At 63.4% G+C, this 25,295-nt stretch carries 25 protein-coding genes; 17 read left to right on the top strand and 8 right to left on the bottom strand.

All coding sequences use genetic code 11. From position 1 onward, the window contains the following. Positions 1–1,059 carry an alcohol dehydrogenase gene (locus tag ASG92_RS08645; RefSeq protein WP_056626841.1) on the bottom strand — a complete coding sequence of 353 codons (1,059 nt, stop codon included), beginning with the start codon at positions 1,057–1,059 and terminating at the stop codon, positions 1–3. 255 nt (positions 1,060–1,314) lie between these two features. Between ASG92_RS08645 and ASG92_RS08640 the strand changes: the two genes are divergently transcribed. The 6 genes from ASG92_RS08640 (at position 1,315) to ASG92_RS27225 (ending at position 6,800) form a co-directional block, all read left to right on the top strand. Beyond that, positions 1,315–2,250, top strand: a complete 936-nt coding sequence (locus tag ASG92_RS08640) for an alpha/beta hydrolase (protein WP_056626839.1) — start codon at positions 1,315–1,317, stop codon at positions 2,248–2,250. A 60-nt stretch (positions 2,251–2,310) separates the two neighbouring features. Further along, positions 2,311–3,387, top strand: coding sequence for an NAD(P)/FAD-dependent oxidoreductase (locus ASG92_RS08635; protein WP_200951922.1), 1,077 nt, complete (start codon positions 2,311–2,313; stop codon positions 3,385–3,387). Continuing rightward, complete coding sequence (locus ASG92_RS29200; RefSeq protein WP_200951921.1) at positions 3,354–3,935, top strand: hypothetical protein; 582 nt, start codon at positions 3,354–3,356, stop codon at positions 3,933–3,935. Before ASG92_RS08635 ends, ASG92_RS29200 begins: the two co-directional genes overlap by 34 nt. A gap of 83 nt (positions 3,936–4,018) precedes the next feature. Then, a complete protein-coding gene (locus ASG92_RS08630; RefSeq protein ID WP_056626837.1) occupies positions 4,019–5,413 on the top strand; it encodes an NAD-dependent succinate-semialdehyde dehydrogenase in 1,395 nt (464 codons plus the stop codon). 4 nt (positions 5,414–5,417) lie between these two features. Then, on the top strand, positions 5,418–5,831 hold the full coding sequence (locus ASG92_RS08625; RefSeq protein ID WP_056626835.1) for a carboxymuconolactone decarboxylase family protein: 414 nt from the start codon (positions 5,418–5,420) through the stop codon (positions 5,829–5,831). A 120-nt stretch (positions 5,832–5,951) separates the two neighbouring features. Continuing rightward, a complete protein-coding gene (locus ASG92_RS27225) occupies positions 5,952–6,800 on the top strand; it encodes an NAD(P)-binding domain-containing protein (protein WP_082579395.1) in 849 nt (282 codons plus the stop codon). Here the strand turns inward: ASG92_RS27225 and ASG92_RS08620 are convergent. Together ASG92_RS08620 and ASG92_RS08615 are read right to left on the bottom strand one after the other, a co-directional pair. After that, positions 6,701–7,699, bottom strand: a complete 999-nt coding sequence (locus ASG92_RS08620) for a zinc-binding alcohol dehydrogenase family protein (RefSeq protein ID WP_056626833.1) — start codon at positions 7,697–7,699, stop codon at positions 6,701–6,703. The genes ASG92_RS27225 and ASG92_RS08620 overlap by 100 nt on opposite strands. Further along, entirely contained in the window at positions 7,692–9,047 is a 1,356-nt protein-coding gene (locus ASG92_RS08615) for an MFS transporter (protein WP_082579421.1), read from the bottom strand. The genes ASG92_RS08620 and ASG92_RS08615 overlap by 8 nt, the downstream gene beginning before the upstream one ends. A gap of 110 nt (positions 9,048–9,157) precedes the next feature. On the opposite strand from ASG92_RS08615, the gene ASG92_RS08610 reads away from it, so the two are divergent. From ASG92_RS08610 to ASG92_RS08600, 3 genes are all read left to right on the top strand, one after another. Further along, positions 9,158–9,682: a PadR family transcriptional regulator gene (locus ASG92_RS08610; RefSeq protein ID WP_056627364.1), complete on the top strand. Its 525-nt coding sequence runs from the start codon at positions 9,158–9,160 to the stop codon at positions 9,680–9,682. Positions 9,683–10,206: 524 nt separating this feature from the next. Then, entirely contained in the window at positions 10,207–11,076 is an 870-nt protein-coding gene (catA, locus tag ASG92_RS08605; RefSeq protein ID WP_056626832.1) for a catechol 1,2-dioxygenase, read from the top strand. Positions 11,077–11,215: 139 nt separating this feature from the next. Then, on the top strand, positions 11,216–12,004 hold the full coding sequence (locus tag ASG92_RS08600) for an SDR family oxidoreductase (RefSeq protein WP_056626827.1): 789 nt from the start codon (positions 11,216–11,218) through the stop codon (positions 12,002–12,004). Between the two features lie 122 nt (positions 12,005–12,126). Here ASG92_RS08600 and ASG92_RS08595 read toward each other — a convergent pair whose 3' ends face one another. Next, positions 12,127–13,866 carry a helix-turn-helix domain-containing protein gene (locus ASG92_RS08595; protein WP_162256313.1) on the bottom strand — a complete coding sequence of 580 codons (1,740 nt, stop codon included), beginning with the start codon at positions 13,864–13,866 and terminating at the stop codon, positions 12,127–12,129. A 217-nt stretch (positions 13,867–14,083) separates the two neighbouring features. Between ASG92_RS08595 and ASG92_RS08590 the strand changes: the two genes are divergently transcribed. The 6 genes from ASG92_RS08590 to ASG92_RS08565 all read left to right on the top strand — a co-directional run bounded on the left by ASG92_RS08590 (position 14,084) and on the right by ASG92_RS08565 (position 20,280). Continuing rightward, positions 14,084–15,715 (top strand): NAD(P)/FAD-dependent oxidoreductase, encoded by a 1,632-nt coding sequence (locus tag ASG92_RS08590; protein WP_056626825.1) that lies wholly within the window; start codon positions 14,084–14,086, stop codon positions 15,713–15,715. A gap of 85 nt (positions 15,716–15,800) precedes the next feature. Beyond that, positions 15,801–17,171 carry an NAD-dependent succinate-semialdehyde dehydrogenase gene (locus ASG92_RS08585; RefSeq protein WP_056626824.1) on the top strand — a complete coding sequence of 457 codons (1,371 nt, stop codon included), beginning with the start codon at positions 15,801–15,803 and terminating at the stop codon, positions 17,169–17,171. Between the two features lie 27 nt (positions 17,172–17,198). Further along, positions 17,199–18,248, top strand: a complete 1,050-nt coding sequence (locus tag ASG92_RS08580; protein ID WP_056626822.1) for a 2,3-butanediol dehydrogenase — start codon at positions 17,199–17,201, stop codon at positions 18,246–18,248. Between the two features lie 163 nt (positions 18,249–18,411). After that, complete coding sequence (locus tag ASG92_RS27220; RefSeq protein ID WP_082579393.1) at positions 18,412–19,044, top strand: cysteine hydrolase; 633 nt, start codon at positions 18,412–18,414, stop codon at positions 19,042–19,044. Continuing rightward, the gene (locus ASG92_RS08570; protein ID WP_056626817.1) at positions 19,041–19,703 is read left to right on the top strand and encodes a serine esterase; all 663 of its coding nucleotides are present in this window, start codon (positions 19,041–19,043) and stop codon (positions 19,701–19,703) included. Before ASG92_RS27220 ends, ASG92_RS08570 begins: the two co-directional genes overlap by 4 nt. Before the next feature lie 16 nt (positions 19,704–19,719). Continuing rightward, on the top strand, positions 19,720–20,280 hold the full coding sequence (locus tag ASG92_RS08565; protein ID WP_056626815.1) for an NAD-binding protein: 561 nt from the start codon (positions 19,720–19,722) through the stop codon (positions 20,278–20,280). Between the two features lie 65 nt (positions 20,281–20,345). Here ASG92_RS08565 and ASG92_RS08560 read toward each other — a convergent pair whose 3' ends face one another. Then, on the bottom strand, positions 20,346–20,687 hold the full coding sequence (locus tag ASG92_RS08560; RefSeq protein ID WP_200951920.1) for a hypothetical protein: 342 nt from the start codon (positions 20,685–20,687) through the stop codon (positions 20,346–20,348). Between the two features lie 192 nt (positions 20,688–20,879). Between ASG92_RS08560 and ASG92_RS08555 the strand changes: the two genes are divergently transcribed. Beyond that, on the top strand, positions 20,880–21,521 hold the full coding sequence (locus ASG92_RS08555) for an NAD(P)-binding domain-containing protein (RefSeq protein WP_056626813.1): 642 nt from the start codon (positions 20,880–20,882) through the stop codon (positions 21,519–21,521). Positions 21,522–21,681: 160 nt separating this feature from the next. Here ASG92_RS08555 and ASG92_RS29195 read toward each other — a convergent pair whose 3' ends face one another. Next, a complete protein-coding gene (locus ASG92_RS29195) occupies positions 21,682–22,044 on the bottom strand; it encodes a hypothetical protein (RefSeq protein WP_200951919.1) in 363 nt (120 codons plus the stop codon). Between the two features lies 1 nt (position 22,045). On the opposite strand from ASG92_RS29195, the gene ASG92_RS08550 reads away from it, so the two are divergent. Next, positions 22,046–22,495: a DNA-binding protein gene (locus ASG92_RS08550; protein ID WP_200951918.1), complete on the top strand. Its 450-nt coding sequence runs from the start codon at positions 22,046–22,048 to the stop codon at positions 22,493–22,495. A 128-nt stretch (positions 22,496–22,623) separates the two neighbouring features. Here the strand turns inward: ASG92_RS08550 and ASG92_RS08545 are convergent, their stop codons facing one another. Next, entirely contained in the window at positions 22,624–23,730 is a 1,107-nt protein-coding gene (locus tag ASG92_RS08545) for an NAD(P)-dependent alcohol dehydrogenase (RefSeq protein WP_240987056.1), read from the bottom strand. Between the two features lie 33 nt (positions 23,731–23,763). After that, a complete protein-coding gene (locus tag ASG92_RS08540) occupies positions 23,764–25,215 on the bottom strand; it encodes an aldehyde dehydrogenase (RefSeq protein WP_056626811.1) in 1,452 nt (483 codons plus the stop codon). Between the last annotated feature and the right edge of the window lie 80 nt (positions 25,216–25,295).

Below are 25,295 nucleotides of genomic sequence, written 5' to 3'. Positions count from 1 at the left end.
TCAAGCAGTCAAGACGATGCGTCCAACAATCCCGCCAGCGGTCAGGTCGTCAAGGGCGCGGGATACTTCGGCAGCGGACAGCGTCCGCTCGACGACAGGGATGTTGGGCAGCTCCCCGCTTTGGGCGATCCGCACCAGGTCCTGCATCTGCGCGAGGGTGCCTACAAAGCTGCCCTCGATGCGGATCATGCGCAGGGCCAGCATTGCAGTCGGGATGGTCACTTCGCCGCCGAAGAGTCCGACCTGGATCATGCTCCCCGCCTTGGCCAGGACGTCGAAGGCCGAAGCGGCCGTGACGCCGTTGTTGACGAAGTCGACGACGGCGCTGGCAGGCCCTCCGGCCGCGCGGCGGATGTCCTCGGCTCCGCTGCCGGGCCCGGAGAGGACTGTGCTCGAGGCGCCCATCTCCCGGGCCAAAGACAGGTTCCCCTCGGCGACATCGACCGCGCAGATGTTGCGGTGGCCCCGCGCACGCAGGATCGCGATGGCTGTGAGGCCAAGGCCGCCTGCGCCGAAGATGACGACGGGCTCGTCCGGTTCAAGCGGAAGGACCTTGTCCACGGCGCTGTGCGCGGTCAGGCCGGAACAGGCCAGCGTGGCAGCCCAACTCGGGTCGATGCCCTCGATGTCCACGAGGTACTTCTCATCGGGCACGAGGATGTAGTCGGCGTAGCCGCCGTGGCAGGCCACGCCCAGGTTCTGTCCGGCAGCACAACGGTTGTCGTGGCCTTCGCGGCATTGGCGGCATTCACCGCAACCGATCCACGGGTAGATCAGGCGCACGTCGCCCGCACGAACGGATGCCACGTCCTCCCCCACCTGTTCGACGACGGCGACCACCTCGTGGCCGAGAACCATCGGATACTCGATGCCGCGGTCCTTCATGCTCATATGCCCGCGGCTGCCCAGGTCGTATCCGCCGGCACGCAGGTGGGTATCGGTGTGGCAGACGCCGGCCCGCGTGACTTTCAGGAGTACCTGCCGGCCCGCGGGGCTCGGGGTCGGAATTTCCAGGTCATGAATGGTGGTGTCGTCGGGGAGGACGGCGAATGCATGCATAGCGGGAGCACCTCGTTCATTGTGGCAATCAGAGTCTCCCTTCATCATGTCGAACTCTTTCAGAACCTTCCAATACCAAATCCGACGCCGATTGGGCGGCTTTGGGGTATCAATCGGATCGGAGCGCACAGTGTTTCACATTGGAACACATGTGGGCTGGAACACACGCCTACCTTTGATCTAAACGCCGCGGCGGCCATCACATTGGGGGACGGTCGCAGCGAGCAGGACACAGAACAAGTCAAAGGAGACACCATGACCACCAATGTTGCCGAACAGCACGGCGTGACTTCCGCCGGCCTCGAGGGCCAGGACGTGCTGCGCGACCTGTACGCCGATTGGGCCCAGATCATGGCGACGACGCCGGACCTGACCATGCGCCTGTTCCGCGCCATCTTCGACGAGTGGCACCAGCCCACCGTCGAGCCGGAGGGTGTGACCTACCGCGAGGACACTATTGGCGGCATTCCGGGCATCTGGTGCCTGCCTGAGGGAGCGGACAAGGCCAAGGTGCTCCTGTACACGCACGGCGGCGGATTCGCCGTCGGCTCTGCCTCCAGCCACCGCAAGCTGGCCGCCCACGTTGCCAAGGCCCTCGGCTCCGTCAGCTTCGTGCTTGACTACCGCCGCGCCCCCGAGTTCCAGCACCCTGCCCAGGTCGACGACGGCGTGGCCGCCTTTGATGCGCTCGTGGAGTCCGGCATCGACCCGCAGGACATCACCACCATCGGCGATTCCGCCGGCGGCAACCTTGCCATCGCCATCGCCCTGGCCCGCAAGGAACAGGGCAAGCAGGGCCCCGGCCAGGTCATCGCCTTCTCCCCCTGGCTCGACATGGAGAACAAGGGCGAAACCCTTGTCACCAATAACGACACCGACGCCCTGATCACCCCGGAACTGCTCGAAGGCATGATCACCGGAGTCCTTGGCGGCACCGTTGACCCGACGTCGCCGCTGGCGAACCCGCTGCACGCCGACTTCACCGGCTTCCCGCGCCTGTACGTCACGGCCGGCAGTGTCGAGTCGCTGCTCGACAACGCCACCCGCCTGGAGGAGCGCGCCCAGGCTGCAGGCGTCGATGTCACCCTGTCCATCGGCGAAGGCCAGCAGCACGTCTACCCGTTCCTGGCCGGGCGCTCCGCCCTTGTGGCTGAGGAGTTTGGGAAGCTCGCCGCCTGGTACCGCAAGTAACGACCCGCCCCCAACCTTCACCATTTCTTACCCCGCTTCAGAACGACAAAGGAGTCTGCCATGACTGCACAGACCACTACCCACACCGTTGACGCCGTCGTCATCGGTGCCGGATTCGGCGGCATCTACGCCGTCCATAAGATGCACAACGAGCTGGGCCTCACCACGGTCGGCTTCGATAAGGCAGACGGCCCCGGCGGCACCTGGTACTGGAACCGCTACCCGGGCGCCCTCTCCGACACGGAAAGCCACGTCTACCGCTTCTCCTTCAACCGCGACCTGCTCCAGGACGGCACCTGGAAGCACACCTACGTCACCCAGCCCGAGATCCTCGAATACCTTGAAGACGTCGTCGACCGCTTCGACCTGCGGCGCCACTTCCGCTTCGGCACCGAGGTCAAGTCCGCCGTCTACCTCGAGGATGAGGGTCTGTGGGAGGTCACCACCGGCGGCGGCGCCGTGTACCGGGCCACCTACGTCGTCAACGCCGTCGGACTGCTCTCGGCCATCAATCTCCCCAAGCTGCCGGGCCTGGACACGTTTGAGAGCGAGACCATCCACACCGCCGCCTGGCCCAAGGGCAAGGACCTCGCGGGCCGCCGCGTCGGCGTGATCGGCACCGGTTCCACCGGCCAGCAGGTCATCACCGCCCTGGCACCGGAGGTGGAGCACCTGACTGTTTTCGTCCGCACCCCGCAGTACTCCGTCCCGGTCGGCAAGCGCCCGGTGACCGCGCAGCAGATCGACACGATCAAGGCCGATTACGACCGGATCTGGTCGCAGGTCAAGAGTTCCTCCGTGGCCTTCGGCTTCGAGGAAAGCACCGTGCCGGCGATGAGTGTCTCGGAGGAAGAGCGCCAGCGCGTGTTCGAGAGGGCCTGGGAATACGGCGGCGGCTTCCGCTTCATGTTCGAAACCTTCGGCGACCTCGCAACGGACGAGGACGCCAACGAGGCCGCAGCCTCCTCATCCGCGGCAAGATCGCCGAGGTCATCGAGGATCCGGAGACGGCGCGCAAGCTTACGCCGACCGGCCTCTTCGCCCGGCGCCCGCTGTGCGACGACGGGTACTTCCAGGTCTTCAACCGGCCGAACGTGGAGGCCGTGGCCATCAAGGAGAACCCCATCCGCGAGGTAACCGCCAAGGGTGTGGTGACCGAAGACGGCGTGTTGCACGAACTGGACGTGCTTGTCTTTGCCACCGGGTTCGACGCCGTGGACGGCAACTACCGGCGCATGGAAATCCGCGGCCGCAACGGCCTGAACATCAACGACCACTGGGACGGGCAGCCGAGCAGCTACCTGGGCATCTCCACGGCCAACTTCCCCAACTGGTTCATGGTGCTGGGCCCCAACGGCCCGTTCACGAACCTGCCGCCGAGCATTGAGACCCAGGTCGAGTGGATCAGCGACACGATCGGGTACGCCGAGCGCAACGGGCTGCGTGCGATTGAGCCGACGCCGGAGGCCGAGGCCGAATGGACCGAGACCTGCACCCAGATCGCCAACATGACGGTGTTCACCAAGGTCGAATCATGGATCTTCGGCGCGAACATCCCGGGCAAGAAGCCCAGCGTGCTGTTCTACCTGGGCGGCCTGGGCAACTACCGTGCCGTCCTGGCCGACGTCACCGCCAACGGATTCCGCGGCTTCGAGCTGAAGTCGGCCGACGCGATCGCGGCCTGACGCCACATCCCTAGCCGGGGACGGCCGGTGCCATCGAACCGATGGCGCCGGCCGCCCGCCTTGACCACAAAGGAGAACCACCCATGGGTGTGTACACCACCATCGACCCGGCCACCGGGGACGAGACCGCAGAGTACCCGGAGATCTCGGATGCCGAGCTGAACGATCTGATCGGACGCAGCGCGGCTGCCTACCGCTCCTGGCGCACGACGCCGCTGGAGCAGCGCCGTGCCGTCCTCACCCGGGCCGCAGAGATCCAACGGGAGCAGTCGGACGAACTGGCCAAGCTCCTCACCCTCGAAATGGGCAAGCCGATCGCGCAGGCCAAGGGCGAGGTGGAGTTGGTTGCCTCGATTTACCAGTACTACGCCGACCATATGGAGGAATACATGGCGGACGAGCCCCTCAGCATCACAGGGTCCGGCACCGCCGTCGTTCGCACCGAGCCAATCGGCCCTCTCGTGGGGGTCATGCCCTGGAACTTCCCCTACTACCAGGTGGCACGTTTCGCCGCCCCGAACATCGCACTGGGCAACACGATCATCCTCAAGCACGCGCGGAACTGCCCGCAGTCCGCCCTGGCCATCGAGCGGGTCCTGGATGAGGCCGGGTTGCCCGCGGGCGTGTACCTCAACGCCTTCATCTCCTCTGCGCAGGTCGCGGATGCCGTTGCGGATCCGCGCGTCCAGGGTGTCTCGCTGACCGGGTCAGAGAAGGCCGGTTCCGCCGTTGGTGAGGTCGCCGGCCGGAACAGGAAAAAGTGCGTCCTGGAACTCGGCGGCTCGGACCCGTTCATTGTGCTTGACGACGCCGATGTCGACGCGGCGGCCGCCGTCGCCGTCGTCGGCCGGCTCAGCAACGGCGGGCAGGCCTGCACGGCCTCTAAGCGCTTCATTGTGCAGGACAGCGTGTACGACGAATTCGTTCGGAAGTTCCTCGACGGGATGGCCCGTTGGGAGGCCGGCGATCCGACCAGCCCGGAGACGAAGCTCGGACCGCTGGCGTCGACCGCGGGAGTCGAGGAACTGGACGAGCTGGTCCACGAGGCGCTGTCCCGTGGCGCCGAAATCCTGCTGGGCGGCAACCGGCCGGAAGGGGCCGGGGCCTACTACCCGGCCACCGTCCTGACTGGCGTCACACCCCAGATGCGCGCCTTCAGCGAGGAGCTGTTCGGCCCGGTGGCGGTCGTCTACCGTGTCGGGTCCCTGGATGAGGCGATCGACCTGGCCAATAACTCCCCGTTCGGCCTTTCATCCAGCGTCTTCACCTCGGACGCGGACAAGGCCAACCGGGTGGCGGAGGAGCTGGAAACAGGCATGGTGTGGATCAACAGCACCAGCAAGAGCTCGCCGGACCTGCCGTTCGGCGGCGTCAAAGGTTCCGGGGTCGGCCGCGAGCTTGCCAAGTACGGTTTCAACGAGTTCGCCAACAAGAAGCTCGTGCGAAACCCGCAGGGGCGACAAGTTAAAGAGGGATAGCCACATGGCCACAGATCGCTTCCAGCGCGGCCTCGACCGCATGAAGGAGCTCGTCTCCGCCGAGCACACCAACACTTTCGACCACGTCAAGCTCGTGGAGTCCTACAAGACTCTGGATGCGGACTTGTCCGACTACATCGTCTCCTTCGCCTTCGGAGACATCTACTCCCGAAGCAGTCTGACCCAGCAGGAGCAGACGCTCGTCACCATCTCCACACTGGTCGCCCTGGGCACCGAGCCCCAGTTGAAGCTGCACATCAATACGGGTTTCAACGTGGGCCTGACCAAGGAGAAGATCGTCGGTGCCCTGATCCACTGCATCCCCTACATCGGGTTCCCGCGCGTGCTCAACGGCCTGAGCCTCGTCAAGGAGGTCATGGCAGAGCGGGGTCTCGCCCCGGGTTCCTCCACAGACTGAGGCGGTTCCCCGACCCGGCGTCCCGTGACGCCTGCCGATCTTGGCCGGCAGCTCGATGTCGCGCCATTTCGGCGAGGCATCGTCTCTCACAACCTCCTCCCTCACAACTAAGGAACGCTCATGCATTTGGTAATTGGACTCGGGCCCATCGGCGGGAACATCGGCGCACGTCTCGCCGAGCTGGGAGAAAAGGTCTACGGCTACGACTTCAACACGGAGCGCGTCCGCGAGTGGTCGGAGGAGAACAAATCGCCGGCTGGCGTCGACCTGGCCGCAGTTGATTGGCAGTCGGTGAGCAGTGTCCACATTGCGGTGCGGTTGGCCGACCAAGTCTCGTCGGTGTTCCAGGCGCTCCAAGACCACACGGAACAGCCATTGACGATTTTCGTCCACACGACGCTTGCACCGGAAGATGCCCGGAAGATCTTTTCCTCGGCCCCCGGCTCGTGGCGCGCGTTCGAGGCACCGGTGTCAGGCGGACCCCAGGGTGCACGCCAAGGCACCATGACCATCTTCCTCGGCGGACCTGCCACAACAGATGCAGAGGACAAGCTGTTGGCCGACATCTCGGGCCGCGTCTTTCGGATGGAGTCGTACGGTCAGCCGGCCCTGGTGAAACTCCTCAATAACGCGCTGGCCACCTACAACCTGGCCGCCACGGCACGGATGCTCAATCTGGCGACGCAGCTCGGAGTGCCAGCCAAGGGCCTCTTTGAGGTGATTGGCGTGTCCACCGGCCAGAGCTGGATGAGTGACAACTTCACCGACGTCCAGTACGACCTGCTGCTCAAGGATGTAGGACTGCTCCGCGGCGAGATCGGTTCACTGCCCGCCGCAGATCTCAACGACGACGTCGAACAGGTGATTCTTCAGGCGCGTGCGAAATTGGGCACCGTGACCACCAGCTTGCCCGTAACGGACCCGTCCTCCATGTCCTGGTGCGCCTGCACGATGTCCTCGAGCGTGTAAATCCTGCCGATCGGGACGGTGACCTGCCCCGATGCGACAGCGTCCAAAAACTCCTGCAGGACAGCAGAGGGCAGGTCCTTGGCCCCTCCGGAGTACGCGGTGAGCCGGACACCATTCGGGATGTAGCCAATGGGGTAGAAGTCCGGCACGATCCACTGGTCCGAAAGCATGCCGGTGAAGCACACTGTCCCATGGACGGCGGTGGCACGGAGCGTGTCGCGCAGTGTCGGGGCTCCAACGAGCTCAACGGCGCCGCTGACTCCTTCAGGGAAGATCGTCCGAACCTCATCAGCGATACTTCCAGCGTCGATGATGACATGGTCTGCTCCGACGTCGAGGAGCGTTTGTGTCTTGTTGGGGTTCCTGGTGGTGGCCAGGACCGTGATGCCGCGGCGCTTCGCCAAGACGATGAGAGCAAGCCCGATGGAGGATGTGCCGCCCCTGATCAATAGGCCGCTGCCCCGTGCGGCGTTGACGCCAACCGTCAGCGAGCCGTAGGCGGTCTGCAGCATTTCCGGAACCGCACCCAAGGTGGCCCAATCAAGGGTGCTCTCGAACGGGATGACGCTCGAGACAGGCACCGAAGCGTACTCGGCGTATCCGCCGTCGAAAGTCCGCCCCATGCCGCCCATCAACGCAGCGACCTGGGTCCCCACGGGAAACTCTCCTCCGGGGGCGTCAACAACCACACCGGCCGCCTCGATGCCGGGAATGCGGGGAAAAGACCCGAACGAACCCATTCCGCGGCGGAAATGCAGCTCGGAACGGTTCAGGCCGAAGGCGCGGACCTTGATGAGGACCCACCCGGGTTTGGGAACTGGCCGGGGCACATCCCGTATTTTGAGGGCGTCCGGTGCTCCGGGCCCGTCCAGGACGACGGCGCGCATCAGTTCAGGCATGGTCCTTCACTCCTTTTAAGTCGGCGTCAGCTGTGGCGAGCGGTGCTACTGCGAGGGGCGCGGGTTGTTCGCCGCGCGGTGCCGCGGTCTCAGGTCCGCGCCGGATGGCCGGAATGGCAGCGAGGGCAACGACTGCGATCAGCAATCCGGGCACCAGCGGCCAGCCCGTCGATTCCGTGAGGGTCTGCACTGCGTACGGGGCAATGCCGCCAAAGATCGTTGTGGCGACAGTCCCGCCGATTGCTAAAGCCGTCAGGCGGCCCCTGACATCGAACTGCTCCGGGATTGCTGAGGCTCCGACTGCGCTGAGGCTGCCTGCGAGACAGGCAAGGACCACTGCCGCCGCTACCGCCGCGCCTACGGTTGATTGGCTGGCCGCAGTGAACATCGGGACAGGCAGAACAACCGCCGCAACGGCAAGGACCAGCAGCGTTGCACGCCGCCCGTACCGGTCAGACAGCCAGCCTGCCACAGGGGAAGCAAGAACGACGGCGACGGCCGCGAGCGTCGCCAGCCCAAGTGCGGAAGATTCGCTCCAGTTCCGGACCGATATCAGGTACGTCGGGAGATAGATGATGCCCACGTAATAGGCAGCAGAGCACAGTCCCGAAATGATGAACGTACGGACGATGGCCCGCCACTGCCGCCGCAATACACTCGGCAACGGCTCCTGCCGCGCCTTAAAGCGGCTTTGCAGGAACAGCGGCGTCTCCGGCAGTGCGGACCTGAGAGCCAGAATCAGCCCGGCAAGTACCCCGCCCACAATGAACGGGATCCGCCAACCCCACTGTTCGACCTCGGGTGCAGATAATGCCGTCACTGTCAGGGCAGAGACACCGGCAGCAAGCAACGCGCCAACTTCGCTCGCGGAAGCCGCCAACGAAGTGACCAGGCCGCGATTCCTGGCACGGCTGCTCTCCAGGAGATAGGTCATGACGCCCGTGTATTCACCGCCAACAGAGAACGCCATGAGGCATCGAAGCGCAAGGAGCCACACTGCTGCCGATTCGCCGACTTGGGCATGGGTGGGCAATGCGGCCATCCCGGCTGTGGCCAGGAACATCAAAGCCATGGACGCCAGAAGGACCGGGCGCCTCCCCCAGCGATCACCCACATAGCCGAACACCAGACCACCAACGGGCCTCAGCAAATAGGAAACAGCAAACGTCGCCAGTGTCATGACGACGCCCGTCGGACTGTCCCCAAAGAAGACCCGGGACAGCACGGAGCTCAGGTAGAGGAACAGTGTGAAGTCGTACCACTCCACAACGGTCGAGACCACGGCAATGGCAAGGCGGCCACGGGAAATACCCGGCTTGGATGTACCGGGGACAGGCGATGACGGCATGGACAGGTCCTTCGAAAACGAATGCAGGACGGCCAGCATATACCTCGAAACGAGGTATATGCGAGCGAATACCTCGTTTCGACATATAAGCGTCATGTAGCATGGCGTTCGTGCTGGAACTGATGATTTTGGGTTTCCTCGCGGAGGGCCCGCTCCACGGCTACGAACTTCGCCGGAAAATGAACGAACTGTACGGCTTCGCCCGTGAAATCAGTGATGGAAGCCTGTACCCCGCCATTCAGCGCCTCATCAAATCGGGGTCAGTTGTCCGCCGAATCGAGAAGGGCCGTGCCGCCCAGCGCCACACGCTCGAACTCACTCCGGAGGGCAGGAAAGACCTCGAGAACCGCCTGCGCACAGCCTCAGCGGGCGACATTACGGACCCCGGGCGGTTCATGGTGATCCTCGCGTTTCTGTCGCAGCTTCCCGACGTGAAAGAGCAGCACGAGGTACTTCGGCGGCGACTTCAGTTCCTCGAAGCCCCTGCAAGCTTCTTCTACGAAAATGGCCGGCCCTTGCGCCGGGCCGAAATAGAGGACGTCTACCGCAAAGGAATGGTCACGATCGGCCGGGCCGCCAGCCGCGCGGAAATCGCCTGGATCCGGCAATCCCTCGATAACGCTTATTCAGCCTGACATACCAAGATTGCCGAAGCAGGAGCACTCACGGAGTACCCCGAAGGATCAGTCCGGCCGCTGAGGCTGGACCACTTTTCCGCCGACTGGCGCGACGTCATTCCATCCATCGGCGTTCCTTCATGGGTCGCCACCGGCCGCCATTCACCCGGCTTCCCGCTGGAGGGCATGCAGTGGTTTGCGGACACCTTGCCCGACGCCACACTGACCGTATTCGAGAACGGCGGCCATTGCCCTCACTGGAACGAACCCGAGATTTCAACCGTGAACTGCTTGCTTTTCTGGAGAAGGCCGGGAACAGGTAATCACCTGATGGTTTCGAGGAGGTCTATCGCCTTGGAAGCCGGCGTCAGAAAATAGAAGTGCGCCCAAGATCCGGCATTCATTCGTTCGGGGTATCAATACGGACCGAAATAGGTATTTCCCTCCGATCAATCACGCGGCATACCGTAGAAGCATCCCCAACGTATCCCCGGATGCGGTCGCGACGACGCCTCTCCGGCAAACATGACATAGGAGTCATCATGAGCGTTGAAACCCCCCTCCCCCGCTCCGAAGCGACCGGTACCGCCGCCGAGGCCGGCGCCGGGGCCACAGCCCGCTTCCGCGCCAACAAAACCTCTGCGACAGTCTCCTCCCAGGACCGCGTGGCACGCCTGGCTGGACGCGTCATCAAGGCCATCAACGACACTGTCCTGGAAGAGAAAGTCTCTTACGACGAATACAACGCGTTGAAAGCCTGGCTGATCAAGGTCGGTGAAGACGGTGAATGGCCGCTGTTCCTCGACGTCTGGGTCGAGCACTCCGTCGAAGAAGTCGCAAATGAAAACCGCCACGGATCTAAGGGCACCATAGAGGGCCCGTACTATGTGCCCGACTCGCCCACACAGCAAACCCCGGCCACCTTGTCCATGCGGGACGCCGAACCCGGTACGCCGCTGCAGTTCCGAGGACAGGTTACCGACGTCGACGGCGTGCCGCTGAAGGGCGCCAAGGTGGAGGTCTGGCAGGCGGACGACCTCGGCTTCTATTCACAGTTCGCCCCTGGCCTCCCCGAGTGGAATCTCCGCGGTACCGTCCTGGCCGACAACGAAGGCCATTTCCAGATCAACACAATCCAGCCTGCCCCATATCAAATCCCGACCGACGGTGCCTGCGGGCAGCTCATCGCGGCTGCCGGCTTGCACGCCTGGCGCCCGGCACATCTTCATTTGAAGGTCTCCGCCCCCGGCCACCAGTTGATCACGACTCAGCTGTACTTCCCCGGCGATCCACACAATGCGGACGACATTGCCTCGGCCGTCAAGCCCGAGCTCATGCTCGACGTTCAGGAACGCGAAGATGCTCCGGGCCGCGTCACAACCTATGACTTCCGGCTCGACCCCGACGCCTGAGGACGCCCCCTACAGCCAACCGGGTGCGGTAACCGCATCCCAAGGAATAAGAACCGAACGGTCCACTGCGGGGTCCGGCGTCGGCGCCCCTCACATGTTGGGCGCTGCCTCGGACCTCGAATAACAAGGAGATTAATAGATGGCAGGACGAGTTGACGGCAAGCGGATCCTTATCACGGGCGCGGGAAGCGGCATGGGGCGGGCTGTTGCCCGGCGTCTGGCCGCAGAAGGGGCAAAGCTTACAATTTTCGACCTCAACGCCGAGGCAGCCGCAGAAGCAAGCGATGAAATCACATCGGCGGGCGGAACAGCGATCGCGGCTTCAGGAAATGTCGTGGAAAGAGAAGACGTCGCAGCCGCAGTCTCCGCGGGAGTGGAGGCCTATGGCGGCCTGGACGTGATGTTTTCCATCGCCGGCATCATCCGTCCCATGCACTTCCTGGACGTGACCGAGGAGAACTGGCGTTCGACGCTCGACGTGAACGGCCTCGGGTCATTGATCTGCCAGCAAGAGGCCGCCAAGCAGATGATTTCCCAAGGCACTGGCGGCAAGCTGGTTCTCACCTCTTCGATCGCAGGCCGCCAGGGCTACCCGAACTTCGCGCCGTACTGTGCGAGCAAGTTCGCCGTCAACGCCCTGGTACAGGCGGCAGCACGGGCACTCGCTGAGCACGGCATTACGTGCAACGCCTTCGCTCCCGGCGTCGTCGACACACCGCTATGGCGCAAACTCGACCTGGACATCATGGAACTTGGGGACACCTCGGCACCCGGGCAGGCCTTCGCTGAGTTCTCGGGCGGGATTCTCGCCGGCCGTGCCGGGACGCCTGAGGACGTGACCGGCACGGCCCTCTACCTCGCCTCAGCCGACTCCGACTACATGACCGGCCAAGTTGTCATGATCGACGGCGGGATGGTCCTCGTCTGAGGAACGCAACCATACGGCTCTAGAGAGATCCACCATTCGAAGCACCCCCGGAGAGCCTCCGGGGGTGCTTTACCTGTTAAGGCTGCGGCATGACCTGATAGCGGACTCCGCCGTCTTCGGAATCAGATCGACCCCTCGCCCGTGTCGAGTCCAAGCAGGCGCAGTTTCCGATAAAGGGTGTTCCGCCCTATACCCAGCAGCGCGGCAGCCTCGGATTTGTTGCCTCCGGCGGCGTCCAGGGCTCTGATGATCGCCCCTCTCTCCGCCGTCTCGATAAGGTTCAGGTGACGTCGCGGCGGCGCCTGCTGCACATGTTTTGGCAAATGCCGACGTTCGATGACCGAACCGTTCACCTGGCCGACCAGGCCCGCCACAGTGTCGGCAAGTTCGGCGATATTACCGGGCCAGTTCCACTGGACCATGGACTGCAAAGCAGCCGGCGAGATAGTGTGCCGCGATTCCGGGTCAACGACGTTGAGGATGGCCTTGACCAGTCCGGGGATCATTTCCGGGGTCAGGGCCAGGGCGTCCGTACGCTTGGCAGGTCCGATGGTGTCGATCAGCGCCTGAACAGCCAGCGCAGCCTGATCGCGCGAGGATGTGAGCAGGAGGCAGCTGGCGCGCTGTCCAGCGGTCCGTGCTTTCCGGTGCGCATCCACAAGGCTGGCCAGATGGACAACTTCCTGCTCGGCGATCTCCTCTACGCGCCGGATGAGCACGTCCGTGCCACCTGCCAGGAAGTCCGCCATGGCCGTCCACGGTGTAGCCGCCTCGGCGGAAACAACAAACACTTCAAGACGCGCCGTGCTTCCCTGCCCGGTGCGGAGTCCCCGGGCTGCTGTCGCCCTCCCGGAACCACGCGGTCCATCAACGAGCTGGACGGCAGCGTCCGGCCGGCTTGGTGCCGGCGCCTCCGTGCCCACACTCGGGGTCCGGGAAGGCAAAGCCAGTCCAGGACGGCGATCCGAAGCGTCATTCAGATCCGAGAAGTGCACAACGTAGTGCTCGCGCGGCCCATCCACCACCCTCCGTGCCGTGACCTCAATCGGGGTGCCCTCCAGTGCGCGACGCAGGGTGCTGCTGGAGGACCAGTCGTAGGAGTTGAGCAGTTCCCAGAGCATCACGTGCGATGCAACGCTGACGTAAGGCAACCCCGGCGTGTTGGCCAGGATTGACTCGTGGTTCATCACCACTGTGGGGCGTTGCGAGCTGCTGAAGCGCATGAAAGACATGGCAAGGGCGAGGTCTTCAGGCCGGGACGACGCCCGGAACCTCTCCTCGATTTGTTGGCTGATCTCCCGGGTGAGGGACAGCATGATGGGGTTCGCTGCCTCGGACGGGCCTGCCAGCGCTACCGAGCCGACTACCAGGCCACTGGGTGAATACACGGGCGCAGCCGCGCACGCATTCACCGCCAGAGCGTCGCTGTAGTGCTGGCTCCCCTTTACGAAGACAGGTCGCCTCTCGACCATCGACGTTCCCAGCCCGTTCGTTCCGATCGCGTCCTCGGAATAGTCGAAACCCTCCGCTGCGTGCACGCCATCAAGGCGCCGACGCTCACTGCTGTCACTCGTCCGTCTGGCAACGATGCTGCCCCCGCGGTCGCTGAGGAACAGCGTGGTCCCCGTGTCAGCAAGCTGATGCTGCCAGCGGTCGAGGACGGGGACGGCAGCCCGGCACAGCAGGGAATCCGTGTCCACGTCCTGATAGCGCTGCGGCGGGGCAGTACTTTCGACGGCATTGCTGAGCGACCGGCGCCAGCTTCGAACAATCAGGTCCGGCACGACATCGTCGGTACTGAAGTGGCCAGTCAAGCCAACACGAATCAACTGCTCCCGCGCTTCCCGTACGGGATCGGACATATCTGCCCCTTTGCAATGTCGGGCCGTCCACCCGGTTGTCGGCCAATCGGTACTCATCAGCGGTGGGAATTATTGCTGAGCAGGTATCAACCGCGGCGTCACGGGCTGAACGCAAGTGTTCCAAATCGGTACACCAGGTCCTGGTTTTGCCACCACAGACTGGTGATTACGAAGTGAATTATCTCACAGAGCCCTATTAGTCGGAGGAACAGACATCATGGACAACGCCGTCCCCGGGAAGATCCACCAGCTCGACGCACTCGTCGTTGGAGCAGGCTTCGGTGGAATCTACATGCTACACAAACTGCGCAACGAGCTCGGTCTCGACGCCGTGGCGATTGACCGCGCCGGAGGCGTGGGCGGAACCTGGTACTGGAACAAGTATCCGGGCGCCCTCTCGGACTCTGAGAGCTTCGTCTACCAGTACTCGTTCGATCGCGACCTCTACCACCAGACTCCGTGGACCACGAAGTATGTGCCCCAGGCGCAGATTCTGGCGTACCTGAACGGCGTCGTTGACCGGTACAGCCTGCGCGAACACATCCAGCTCGAAACCGGCATGACTGACGCTGAATTCGACGAGACCGCCGGCACGTGGACTGTCCGGACCGACCGGGGCGTCACATTCCAGTCCCGGTTCCTCGTCACCGGCCTCGGCCTGCTCTCGGCCACCAATCTTCCAAAGTTCCCCGGCATGGAAACCTTCCAAGGCAGGCTGGTGCACACAGGCGCCTGGCCGGAGGACCTGGACCTCGCAGGCAAGCGGGTGGGTGTCATCGGCAACGGTTCCACCGGCAACCAGGTGATCACCGCCACCGCCCCGGTGGCAGCTCATCTGACATCCTTCCAGCGCACACCGCAGTACAGCGTGCCGGCCGGCAACCGCCAGCTTACCGCGCAGGAACAGCAGGCCCACCGGGAGAACTTCGAGTCCAACTGGGAACAGGTACGGAACTCGTCCGTCGCCATGGGCTTCGAGGAGAGTGCCCTTCCGACGTTCAGCGTCTCCCCGGAAGAGCGCGAACGGATTTACCAGCAGACCTGGGAGGAAGGCGGAGGGTTCCGCTTCATGTTCGAAACCTTCTCTGATATCGCCACCGACCCGGACGCCAACGAAGAGGCAGCGAAGTTCATCCGCCGCAAGATCGCCGAAATCGTCAAGGACCCGGAAACCCGCCGCAAACTGACGCCTACCGATCTCTACGCCCGCAGGCCGCTGTGCGATTCGGGCTACTACGAAACGTTCAACCGTTCAAATGTCTCCCTCGTTAACGTCAAGGAAAACCCGATCGAGGAAGTGACGGAACAGGGCATCGTCACGGCTGACGGCAGCCTGCACGAACTTGACGTTCTTATCTGTGCAACGGGTTTCGATGCCGTGGACGGCAATTACGTGCGGGTCAACATCCGAGGCCGCGCGGGAGAAACGCTTAAGGAGCACTGGGCCGACGGCCCGACCAGCTACCTCGGCATGGCAACCAGCGGTTTCCCCAATATGTTCATGATCCTGGGCCCCAACGGACCCTTCACCAACCTCCCGCCGTCAATCGAGGCGCAGGTCGAGTGGATCAGCGAAACCATCAGCCACGTCGCGACCTCCGGCACGAGCTGGATCGAAGCCAAGTCCGAAACCGAAACCGCCTGGACCGAGACCTGCTCGGATATCGCCCACCAAACCCTCTTCCCACAGGCCGCCTCGTGGATCTTCGGGGCCAATATTCCTGGCAAGAAGCGCACCGTCATGTTCTACCTCGGTGGCATCAAGCAGTACCGTTCCATCCTCGCCGACGAGGCCTCGAACCAGTATCCGAACTTTATGACCGATGCCGACGCGCTGACACCGGCCTGACCAGCACCAGAGCCGCAAGCCCGGGAAGGACAGCAGGCGATGCCGTTCTTCCCGGGCTGCCCACAGCAAGGATGAAAGACTTTCAATGAAGAAATATGCAACAGTCGACCCCACCAGCGGCAATGTGGTGCAGGAGTACGACAGCATGACCGACGCCGAGGTGGCAGCCTCCCTGTCTCGCTCCCACGCTGCCTACCGGTCTTGGCACGCAACGGACCTTGCCGAACGCTGCGCCCTCTTGCAGCGCATAGCAGACCTTCACCGGCAGCACGCCATCGACCTTGCCAAGCTGATGACGCTGGAGATGGGTAAGCCGATCACCCAGGCTAAGGCCGAAGTGGAACTGTCCGCCGCCATTTACGAGTACTACGCCACTTCCGGCGAGAAGCTGCTCGCTGACGAAGAGCTCGACATCGCAGGCGCCGGCCGGGCGCTGGTGCGCACAGCTCCCATCGGCCCTCTCCTCGGCGTCATGCCATGGAACTTCCCGTACTACCAGATGGCGCGCTTCGTCGCACCCAACCTGCTATTGGGCAACACTGTGCTGCTCAAGCATGCCAGCAACTGTCCGCAACAGGCTCTGCGTATTGCCGAGCTTATCGACGCCGCCGGGGCCCCTGAAGGCGTCTACCAAAACATCTTCGCCACCTCCGACCAGATCGCCGACATCATTGCTAGTCCCGTCCTACAGGGCGTGTCCCTGACCGGGTCAGAGCGCGCAGGCAGCGCCATCGGTTCGCTCGCCGGGCGCCACATGAAGAAGTGCGTCCTGGAACTGGGTGGCTCCGACCCGTTCCTCGTGCTCCCCGACGCCGACATCAAGAAAGCCGCCAGCGCGGCAGCGGCCGGACGCTTCGGGAACGCGGGCCAAGCCTGCACGTCATCGAAAAGGCTCATCGTCGATGCTTCCAACTGGGACAATTTCCTGGAAGAGTTCCTGGCCAAAGCCTCGGAATGGCAAAGCGGAGACCCCATGAGCGAGGACACCCGCCTCGGTCCGATGTCCTCCGCCCAGGCTCGCGCAGAACTCGCCGAACAAGTCGATGACGCCGTGTCAAAGGGGGCGACAGTCCATCTGGGCGGAGTGGTCCCGGAAGGCCGCGGCGCCTATTACCCGGCCACGGTCCTCTCCGGCGTCACACCGGAAATGCGCGCCTTTCGCGAAGAACTCTTCGGGCCGGTCGCCATCCTCTACCGCGTCAATTCAGTGGACGAAGCGATTGAGATGGCCAACGATTCGCCGTACGGGCTCGGCAGCGCGGTGTTCACGGACGACGAGAAGCAGGCGGCCTACGTCACCGACCGCCTCGAGGTCGGCATGGTGGGAATCAACACCACCATAAAGAGCGCCCCGGACCTGCCGTTCGGCGGAGTCAAGAGCTCCGGGATCGGCCGCGAGCTCGGCAAATTCGGACTCAACGAGTTCGCGAACAAGAAACTCATCCGGACCATCTGAAGCTGACCACGACATTTAGGAGGCGCCATGCGCGCAGCGGTGTACTACGGCAAGAACAAACTTGAGATTGAGGACATTCCGGAGCCGTCCCCGGGCGAAGGCCAGGTGAAGATCAAGGTCAGCCGCAACGGGATCTGCGGCACCGACCTCCACGAGTACTACGACGGGCCGATCTTCATTCCGCCAACCGACCCTCACCCGCTCACAGGCCGATGCATGCCCTTGACGCTGGGCCATGAGTTCTCGGGTCTGGTGACAGAAGTGGGCAAGAACGTCACGGATGTCCACGTGGGTGACCGCGTCGCCGTCGAGCCCATCTACCGCTGCGGCGAGTGCCGTCCATGCCGGACTGGTGCGTATAACCTCTGCAACGTCATCGGATTCCACGGGTTGATGGCGGACGGGGGCATGGCCGAATACACGGTCGTGCCTGTCAACCAGGTGCACAAACTCCCCGACAACGTGTCGCTTGAGATGGGGGCCCTGGTCGAACCCATGTCCGTGGCCTATCACGCCGCCACCATGGGTGAGGTCAACGACCAGAGCAGGGCGCTGATTTACGGCGCAGGGCCCATCGGCATTGGCCTCTGGTTCGCCCTCCGCGGGATGGGGCTGACCGAAATCGACGTCGTTGAACCATCGGAGACCCGCCGCAGGTCCATCGAGGCACTCGGTGCTCGGACACTGGATCCGAGCAGCCAGGACGTGACCGCTCTCATTGCTGACCGGACCAACGGTGACGGGGTCGACGCCGCCTTCGATGCCGCCGGGGTCGCCCCTGCCGTCCAATCAGCCCTGGAATGCCTCGGCGAACGCCGCCCGCTTGTCAGCGTGGCGATCTACGAGAAACCCCTGCCGACACCCCTCATCAACCTTGTTCTGCGGGAGCGACGCATCCAAGGGACCATCTGCTACACCGGAGCCGACTACTCAGCAGTCATCGACCTGATGGCGAAGGGCCACTACAAAACCACCGGGTGGGTGGAGGACGTCCCTCTCACCCGCGTCATCGAGCAGGGATTCGAACAGCTCCGGGCCGGCCAAAAGATGAAACTTCTGGTCGACCCCGCAAGCTGATCCGCCGCAGTACTCCCCCGGCGTTGACGGCCGAATGCGTAAGCCTGGACCTGCCATTGCAGGTCCAGGCTTTCGGCGTGAAATGGGAGGGGAGGCTGCGGACGAAAGTCACGGAAATAGAATACCTCGAAACGACAGTTGTAGTTTAAAGTAATCTTGACGAATAAGACGCGCATACAGGAGTCACCATGGACACACGCCCCTCGACCTCAGCAAGACCGCTCTGCTACTGGTCGATCTTCAGAACGATAACGTCCATCCGGACGGGGCCTTCGCCTCGTTCGGTGCCGCCGACCACGCAGCTGAACAAGACCTGGTCCCCCACGTTCGCCAACTGCTCGAGTGGGCCCGCAACGAATCCATTCCGGTCATCCACAACCGCATCGTCTTCTACCCGGGCGGTGAATTCGGCGGCAGCAACGCTCCCATCTTCCGGATGATCGGCCCGGAATCGCTCAAGCTCGGCACATGGGGCGCAGATGCACTGGAAGGCTTGGAGGCACGGGCGGACGAACCTGTCCTGATCCGCAATCGGATGAGCAGCTTCAACGGCACGGGCCTGGACATGCTGCTAAGGAATTCAGGTGTCACCACCGTGGTGGTGGCAGGCGTCTGGACCAACATGGCCGTGGAACACACCCTTCGTGACGCTGCGGACCACGGCTACCGAGCCGTCCTCGTCACAGATGCGGCGTCGAGCATCAACGCGGACTGGCACGGGGCCGCGTTGACTTACGCATTGACCAACATCGCCGAGTTCGGGACCACTGACGAAGTTACCGGAGTAGCTGCATGAGCCAATTGCCTGATGCGGCCGTTGCGTGGCAAACTCCGGACAGTCCAGACAAGCCCCTTGTGGTTCTGCTGCATGGGCGAGGATCGCGCGAAACAGACATTCTCGCGTTGGCCGATTACCTCCCGCTCGGTCCGAGCTATGCAGCGGTGCGGGCCCCCATCGCCGAAGGTCCAGGATTTGCCTGGTTCGCCAACCGTGGAATCGGCCGCCCCGTAGCCGAGTCCTTGGTAGCAAACATGGCATGGTTCCGAGACTGGCTGGAAACTGTCGCCCCTGCTGCACGGCCAGTGATTCTCGTGGGGTTCAGCGGAGGTGCCGCCTTCGCCGGAGGCCTCATCCTCAACGATCCGGAACGCTTCGCAGGCGCGGCAATTCTTCATGGAACACTGCCCTTCGACGCCGGCGTGCCCACTACACCGGGCCGGCTCCACGGCACTCCCATGTTCGTTGCCCACGGTGACGGCGATTCAGTCATACCGGCAGAGCTGCTGAAATCCACTTGGAGCTATCTCACCGACGGGTCAGGCGCACAGACAGTGGGCGTCCGCTCGGCCGGTGGACACAGCATTAGCCAAGACGACGTCACGGCCTTGGCGCGCTGGATCACGGACGTGCAGGAGTCCCAAGCAGCGCGTCGCAGAACCATTGGTCACTTATAAGGAATTTATATAACTCATGGCGGCAGCCGAACGCCCAGCCGGGGGCCCGGTCCTGCTGGACGTTCCGGTCACCGGAGGAATCCCGGGAGCAGTTGCCGGAGCCCTTACGCTTTTTGCGGCCGGCAACGCAGACGCCATCGAACGGATACGCCCCGTGCTGGAAACCATGGGAAAGGTAGTCATTTCCGGGCCCAACATCGGTGACGGACAGTCCTACAAGATCGTCAACCAGCTCCTGGCGACCAGCCAGCTGGTGGTAGCCGCAGAAGCCCTTGCCTTCGCCGAACGGCTCGGACTCGATACGGGCAAAGTCTTCGACGCGGTCAAGGGAGGCGCCGGCGGATCCTGGATGCTGGAAAACTACGGTCCCCGGATGCTCGACGCGAACACCGGTGACATCGCGGCACGCGTGGACATCTTCCTCAAGGACGCAGCCCTGGTTGGCGAGACGGCCGAGCGGGTTGGCTTCGAAGGCGGGATGGCCACGGCCACAGTCGCCGTCCTGGAACGCGCCGCGGCCCTGGGACTTGCAGCCCGCGACGCCTCCGCCGTGATCGACGTCTACCGCAAAAGCTGACCAGTGGTCCGCGCTAAATACTGAACGCCCCCACCAGGAGAATCATGGCTCAATGGGCGGGACGATCAAGCATCGCGACAGGATTTGCGAACCCTCGTCTGGCGTTTCGCGCGGCGATGCGATCGGGTGCGCGCTGCCGCTTGGGCCAGCCGCGCCTGGATCAGGAGCAGGCGGGGCACAGCCACGTAGACGGCAGTGGGTACCACCACGAGGGTGAGCGTAAAAGCGCGCAGGACCGGATGCCACCTCGGCGCCAGGGCGGCCAACACCGTCATTCCTATTGCAGCCAGCGGAAAGATCGCCACCCAGGTGACCACGGCCCTTACATGGACGGAAGCCAAGCCGACGATTCGGTGATGATGTGCGTCCGTTTCGTCGGCTGCCAGCGCTTTGCCTTCGTGCTCCACTCAATCTCCAAACGTTTGGTTGGACTTGATGCTACTGAGCAAGAGCCGGCAAAAGCAAACGAACGGTTGGACAAATACTTGACGCTTCAACTTCTTCGGCGTACATTTAGTTGTAGCTTCAAGCATCGCTCCCAAGTAGAACAGAATCTGATGAAAACCCTCCTGGCCCGCATACTCGGAAAGAAGACTCCAATGACCAACCTCACTATCATCGGCAACGGCAACATGGCGCGCGGCATTGCCACCCGTGCCCTCGCTGCCGGCCTCACCGTGCAGATCCTCGGACAGGACGCCGCCAAGGCGCAGGAACTGGCCGCCGAGCTTGGCACCGGCGTCTCCTTCGGTACCACCGCCGACGCTCCGCGGGGCGCTATCGTGGTTCTGGCGGTCCCGTTCGATGCCGCCAAATCCGTGGTCAGCGCCTATGGCGCCGCATTGGCCGGCAAGACCATCGTGGACATAACCAACCCGGTGAACTTGGAGACCTTCGATTCGCTGGTCGTTGAGCCCGGCAACTCCGCGGCCGAGGAAATCGCGAAGGTTGCCCCCGCAGACGCCAACGTGGTCAAGGCATTCAACACGACCTTTGCCGGCACTCTCGTGGCCGGCGAGTCAGGCGGACAGCCGCTGGACGTCTTCATCGCCGGCGACAATGCAGAGGCCAACGCTGCTGTCAGCAGCTTCGTCAGCGGCGGCGGCATGCGCCCCCTGGTGGTCGGTCCGCTCAAGCGAGCCCGCGAACTCGAAGGCTTCCAGTTCGTCCTTATGACCATGCAGGCCAACCCGGAGTTCGCCGACTTCAACTGGGACACCGGACTTCTGGTCACCAAGTAATAACCGGCTGTAGCCAGCCGGCACCAAACTGAGAAGCGGACGACTGCGGGAACTTTCCCGCCGTCGTCCGCTTTCGCATGAAGTGAACGCCAGCCGGAATCCCCGTTCACTCGGGGAAGTCGAACCGCCTACAGTCACGGCCTGCGACGCGAGCACCACGTCAAGCATCGCGCTTGCGATGGCTCCCCCAAGGGTCCGCATCACGGCATTGATGCCGTTCGACGCTGCAGCGGCAGAGGGCGGCGCGTCGCTCATCACCAGTCCATCCCCAGCTGCTGCCCTTCGAGACGCCGAGGAGGACGGCAGCAAACCCCGCCCCGAGCCCGATGGCCCAGACGATGTCGAAGCGTCCTTCGCTCCGCACGGTGCTCGCGGGGATGATCCGCCAGACGAGCACGACTGCGATGGCGGCGAGCAGTGCAGAGAGCATAAAGAGGAGGCGCCAATCGAGGTATTGGGAGACCACTGCCGAGACGGGGAGGCCTACCGAATTGGCCCGGCTCGCGGGAGTCTCGAAAGCCACCGTGTCGCAGCTCGAGTCGGGCAGCGCTAACCCCAGTGTCGAGACACTGTGGGCGATCGGGGATGCGTTGAACGTGCCGTTCGCGCAGCTGGTGGAAGGGCCGGCAACCAACACGACCTTCATCCGGGCCGGCGAAGCTACCGTCATCACCTCCGAAGCGGGTTCGCACTTCACTGCCTTGTTGTCGACCAGCCCACCGAACGCCCGACGTGACATCTATTTCGTCCGGGCCGAACCAGGCTTCCCCAAGATCACACAACCGCACGGACAGGGCGCGGTCGAACACGTCATCCTGATCAGCGGCATCGCCGACGTCGGCCCCGGCGACTCGCCGCAGCGCCTCCAACCCGGTGATTACCTTTCCTATGGCGCCAACACCGCGCACCCTCTTCGACGGGCTCGTGCCGCACACGGCAGCCGTTTTGTTCTCGGAGATCCGCTAGCGCTGTAGGCCATCCCAAAACTTTCGCGGCTACCACGCCCGGGACAAACAGAGGAGGAGAGCGACGGCGGTGGGCACCGCCGTCGTCCTCCCCCTTTTTACACTTTTGCAGTTTCGGGCCTTAGGACCGCTTGAGACTAGAACACAATGACGGGCTTGATCACGGCTCCCTTGGCGGAGTCCTCGAAGCCCCGGTTGATGTCATCCAGGGTATAGTTGCGCATCAGCTTGTCCATGGGGAAACGGCCTTCCTTCCACAACTGAATGAGTTTGGGAATGAACACCTGCGGTACCGAGCTGCCCTGAATGATCGTCTTGAACGTCCATCCTTTGACGAGTGAAAGGCCGATCTCGAACGTGACCTCCGTCCCGGGTTTGGCAGCGCCGACCAACGCCAGGGTGCCCCGGAGGGCGAGAGCGTCGGCTGCCTTGCGGAGCAGCTCCGGGCGTGCGGTCGTGTCCACCACGTAGTCAGCGCCGCGCCCGCCCGTCAAGCGAAGGATCTCGTCAGTCAGGTCGGCTTCCTTCGTGTTGATGACGTCCGTCGCCCCAAGTTCTTTCGCGAGGTTGAGCCTGGAAGTGTGGATGTCGACGGCGATGATACGGGCGCACCCTGCCACGCCACCGGCCATGATGGCCCCAAATCCGACGGCGCCGGTGCCGATGACCACGAGCGTGCTGTTCAGGTCGGGCTTGAGTTCGTTGAGGACCGCGCCGGCTCCGGTCTGGATGCCGCACCCGAGCGGGGCAACGACCTTAAGGGGAACGTCGGAATCGACCCGGACGATGCTTTCCTCGACGACGTTGGCGTACGTCGCGAACGACGACTGGCCGAAGAAGTGGGAGGAAATGACTTCGCCGTCCTTGCTCAGCGCAGTGGTCCCGTCAGGCCTCCGGCCGCCGAAGTCTGCCGCGAAGAGGTTCTCGCAGTACGCCATCTGGCCGGACCGGCAGCGGTCGCATTTACCGCAATAAGCGGCTGCCAGCAGGACATGGTCGCCGGGCCGCACAGTAGTTACCGCATCCCCGATCCCCTCCACGACTCCGGCTCCCTCGTGTCCAAGGACCGCGGGCAACGGTGTGGGATAAACCTGGTCACGCACGATGGCGTCCGTGTGGCACACACCGGAGGCCACCATTCTTACGAGTACTTCATTCGGGCGGAGGTCGTCCAGCTCAAGCTCTTCAATCGTGAGCGGTTGCCGTGGCTCCCGGGCCACGGCTGCGGTTACCTGCATGGTCATGTCTTTCCTTTTCGGATGCGTCGGGCTTGGTATTCAGAACGGGTACTGCTGGTCGGACTGCTCCACCGTGATCCACTTCAGCTCCGTGAACTCGTTGATGACGGCCCGGCCATCGAACCGGCCGTAGCCGCTGTTTTTCATGCCGCCGTATGGAGCCTGGGCCTCGTTCTGCACGGTTGCCCCGTTGACATGCACGTGTCCGGCTTGAATTCGCATGGCAACCTGCAACGCCCGGGTGCTGTCGGCCCCGAAAACGGCGGCCGCGAGACCGTACTCCGTATCATTTGCCACCTGAACTGCCTCTTCGACACCAGAAACGCGAACAACCGTGGTGATTGGTCCGAAAGTTTCCTCATCGTAGATCGACATCTCGGGCCGCACTTTGTCGATGATGGTGGCAGGCATCGAAGCACCGTCGGCACGGTCACCGACCACAAGCTCCGCTCCCTTGGCCAGCGCGTCTTCAATGAGTCCGTTGATCCGCGCGCCCGACTCTTCGCGGATCATGGGTCCGACGACGCAGGCTTCGTCGGTAAGGGGGTCTCCGGCGCTCAACTGAGCTGCGCGTGCTGCGAACTTCGAAACGAACTGGTCGGCGACACTCTCGTCAACCACGAAGCGTTCAGTCGACATGCAGATCTGGCCCTGGTAGAGGAAGGAGCCGAAGACGGCCGCATTGACGGCACCGTCGATGTCAGCATCGTCGAGAACGATGAAGGGTGCCTTGCCGCCGAGCTCAAGCAATACCGGTTTGAGGTGGCGGGCGGCCTTTTCGGCGATGATGCGCCCCACTGCCGTCGAGCCAGTGAAGTTGATCCGGCGAACTGCCGGGTGCGCGATGATGGATTCCACAACCCGGTCCGAGTCCTCAGGTGCGCTTGTCAGGAAGTTGAGAACACCGGCTGGAAGTCCCGCCTCGTGCAGGACCTCTGCAATGATCGCATGGGTCTTCGGGCTGGTTTCCGACGCACGGAAGACTACCGTGTTACCGCAAACGATGGGGTACGCAATGGCCCGGGCCGCAAGCACGCCTGCTCCATTCCAAGGGGCCATGCTGAGAACAACTCCGGCAGGCTGCCGGACAGTCATAGAGAGTGTGCCCGGCTTGTCCGTGGGGAGGGTCTCACCCTGGATCTGGGTGACGAGCCCAGCTGCTTCACGGAACAGCTGCGCCGTGAGGAACACGTTGAACCCGGCCCAGAGTTGTGCTGCACCAACTTCTGACATCATCGTTTCGATGAACTCGGGGCCTCGCCGCTCCATGATTTCTGCGGCCTTCAGCATCACGGCCCGACGTTCGGTGGGGCCGGTAGTTGACCACGTGCTGAATGCCGTTGACGCCGACTCAACCGCATCGAGTGCGTCATCTACCCCGGCTGCCGCACCTTCGGTCACGAGGGCGCCCGTCAACGGGTTCCTCCGCTCGAACGTCTTACCTTCACGGCCGTTACGGGGCTGATTGTCGATGATGAGCTGCGTTTGCATGGGTTTCCTTAGTTGGGTTCTTAGTGCTGGACGGTCCTGATGACTGCCGGGGAGTCGATGGCCGGCCCCGAGTCATCGAC

Source organism: Arthrobacter sp. Soil736, assembly GCF_001428005.1.
Classification (GTDB): Bacteria; Actinomycetota; Actinomycetes; order Actinomycetales; family Micrococcaceae; genus Arthrobacter.
The sequence above is the reverse complement of the archived record's forward strand: the minus strand, read 5'-3'. Positions and strand labels throughout refer to the sequence as shown.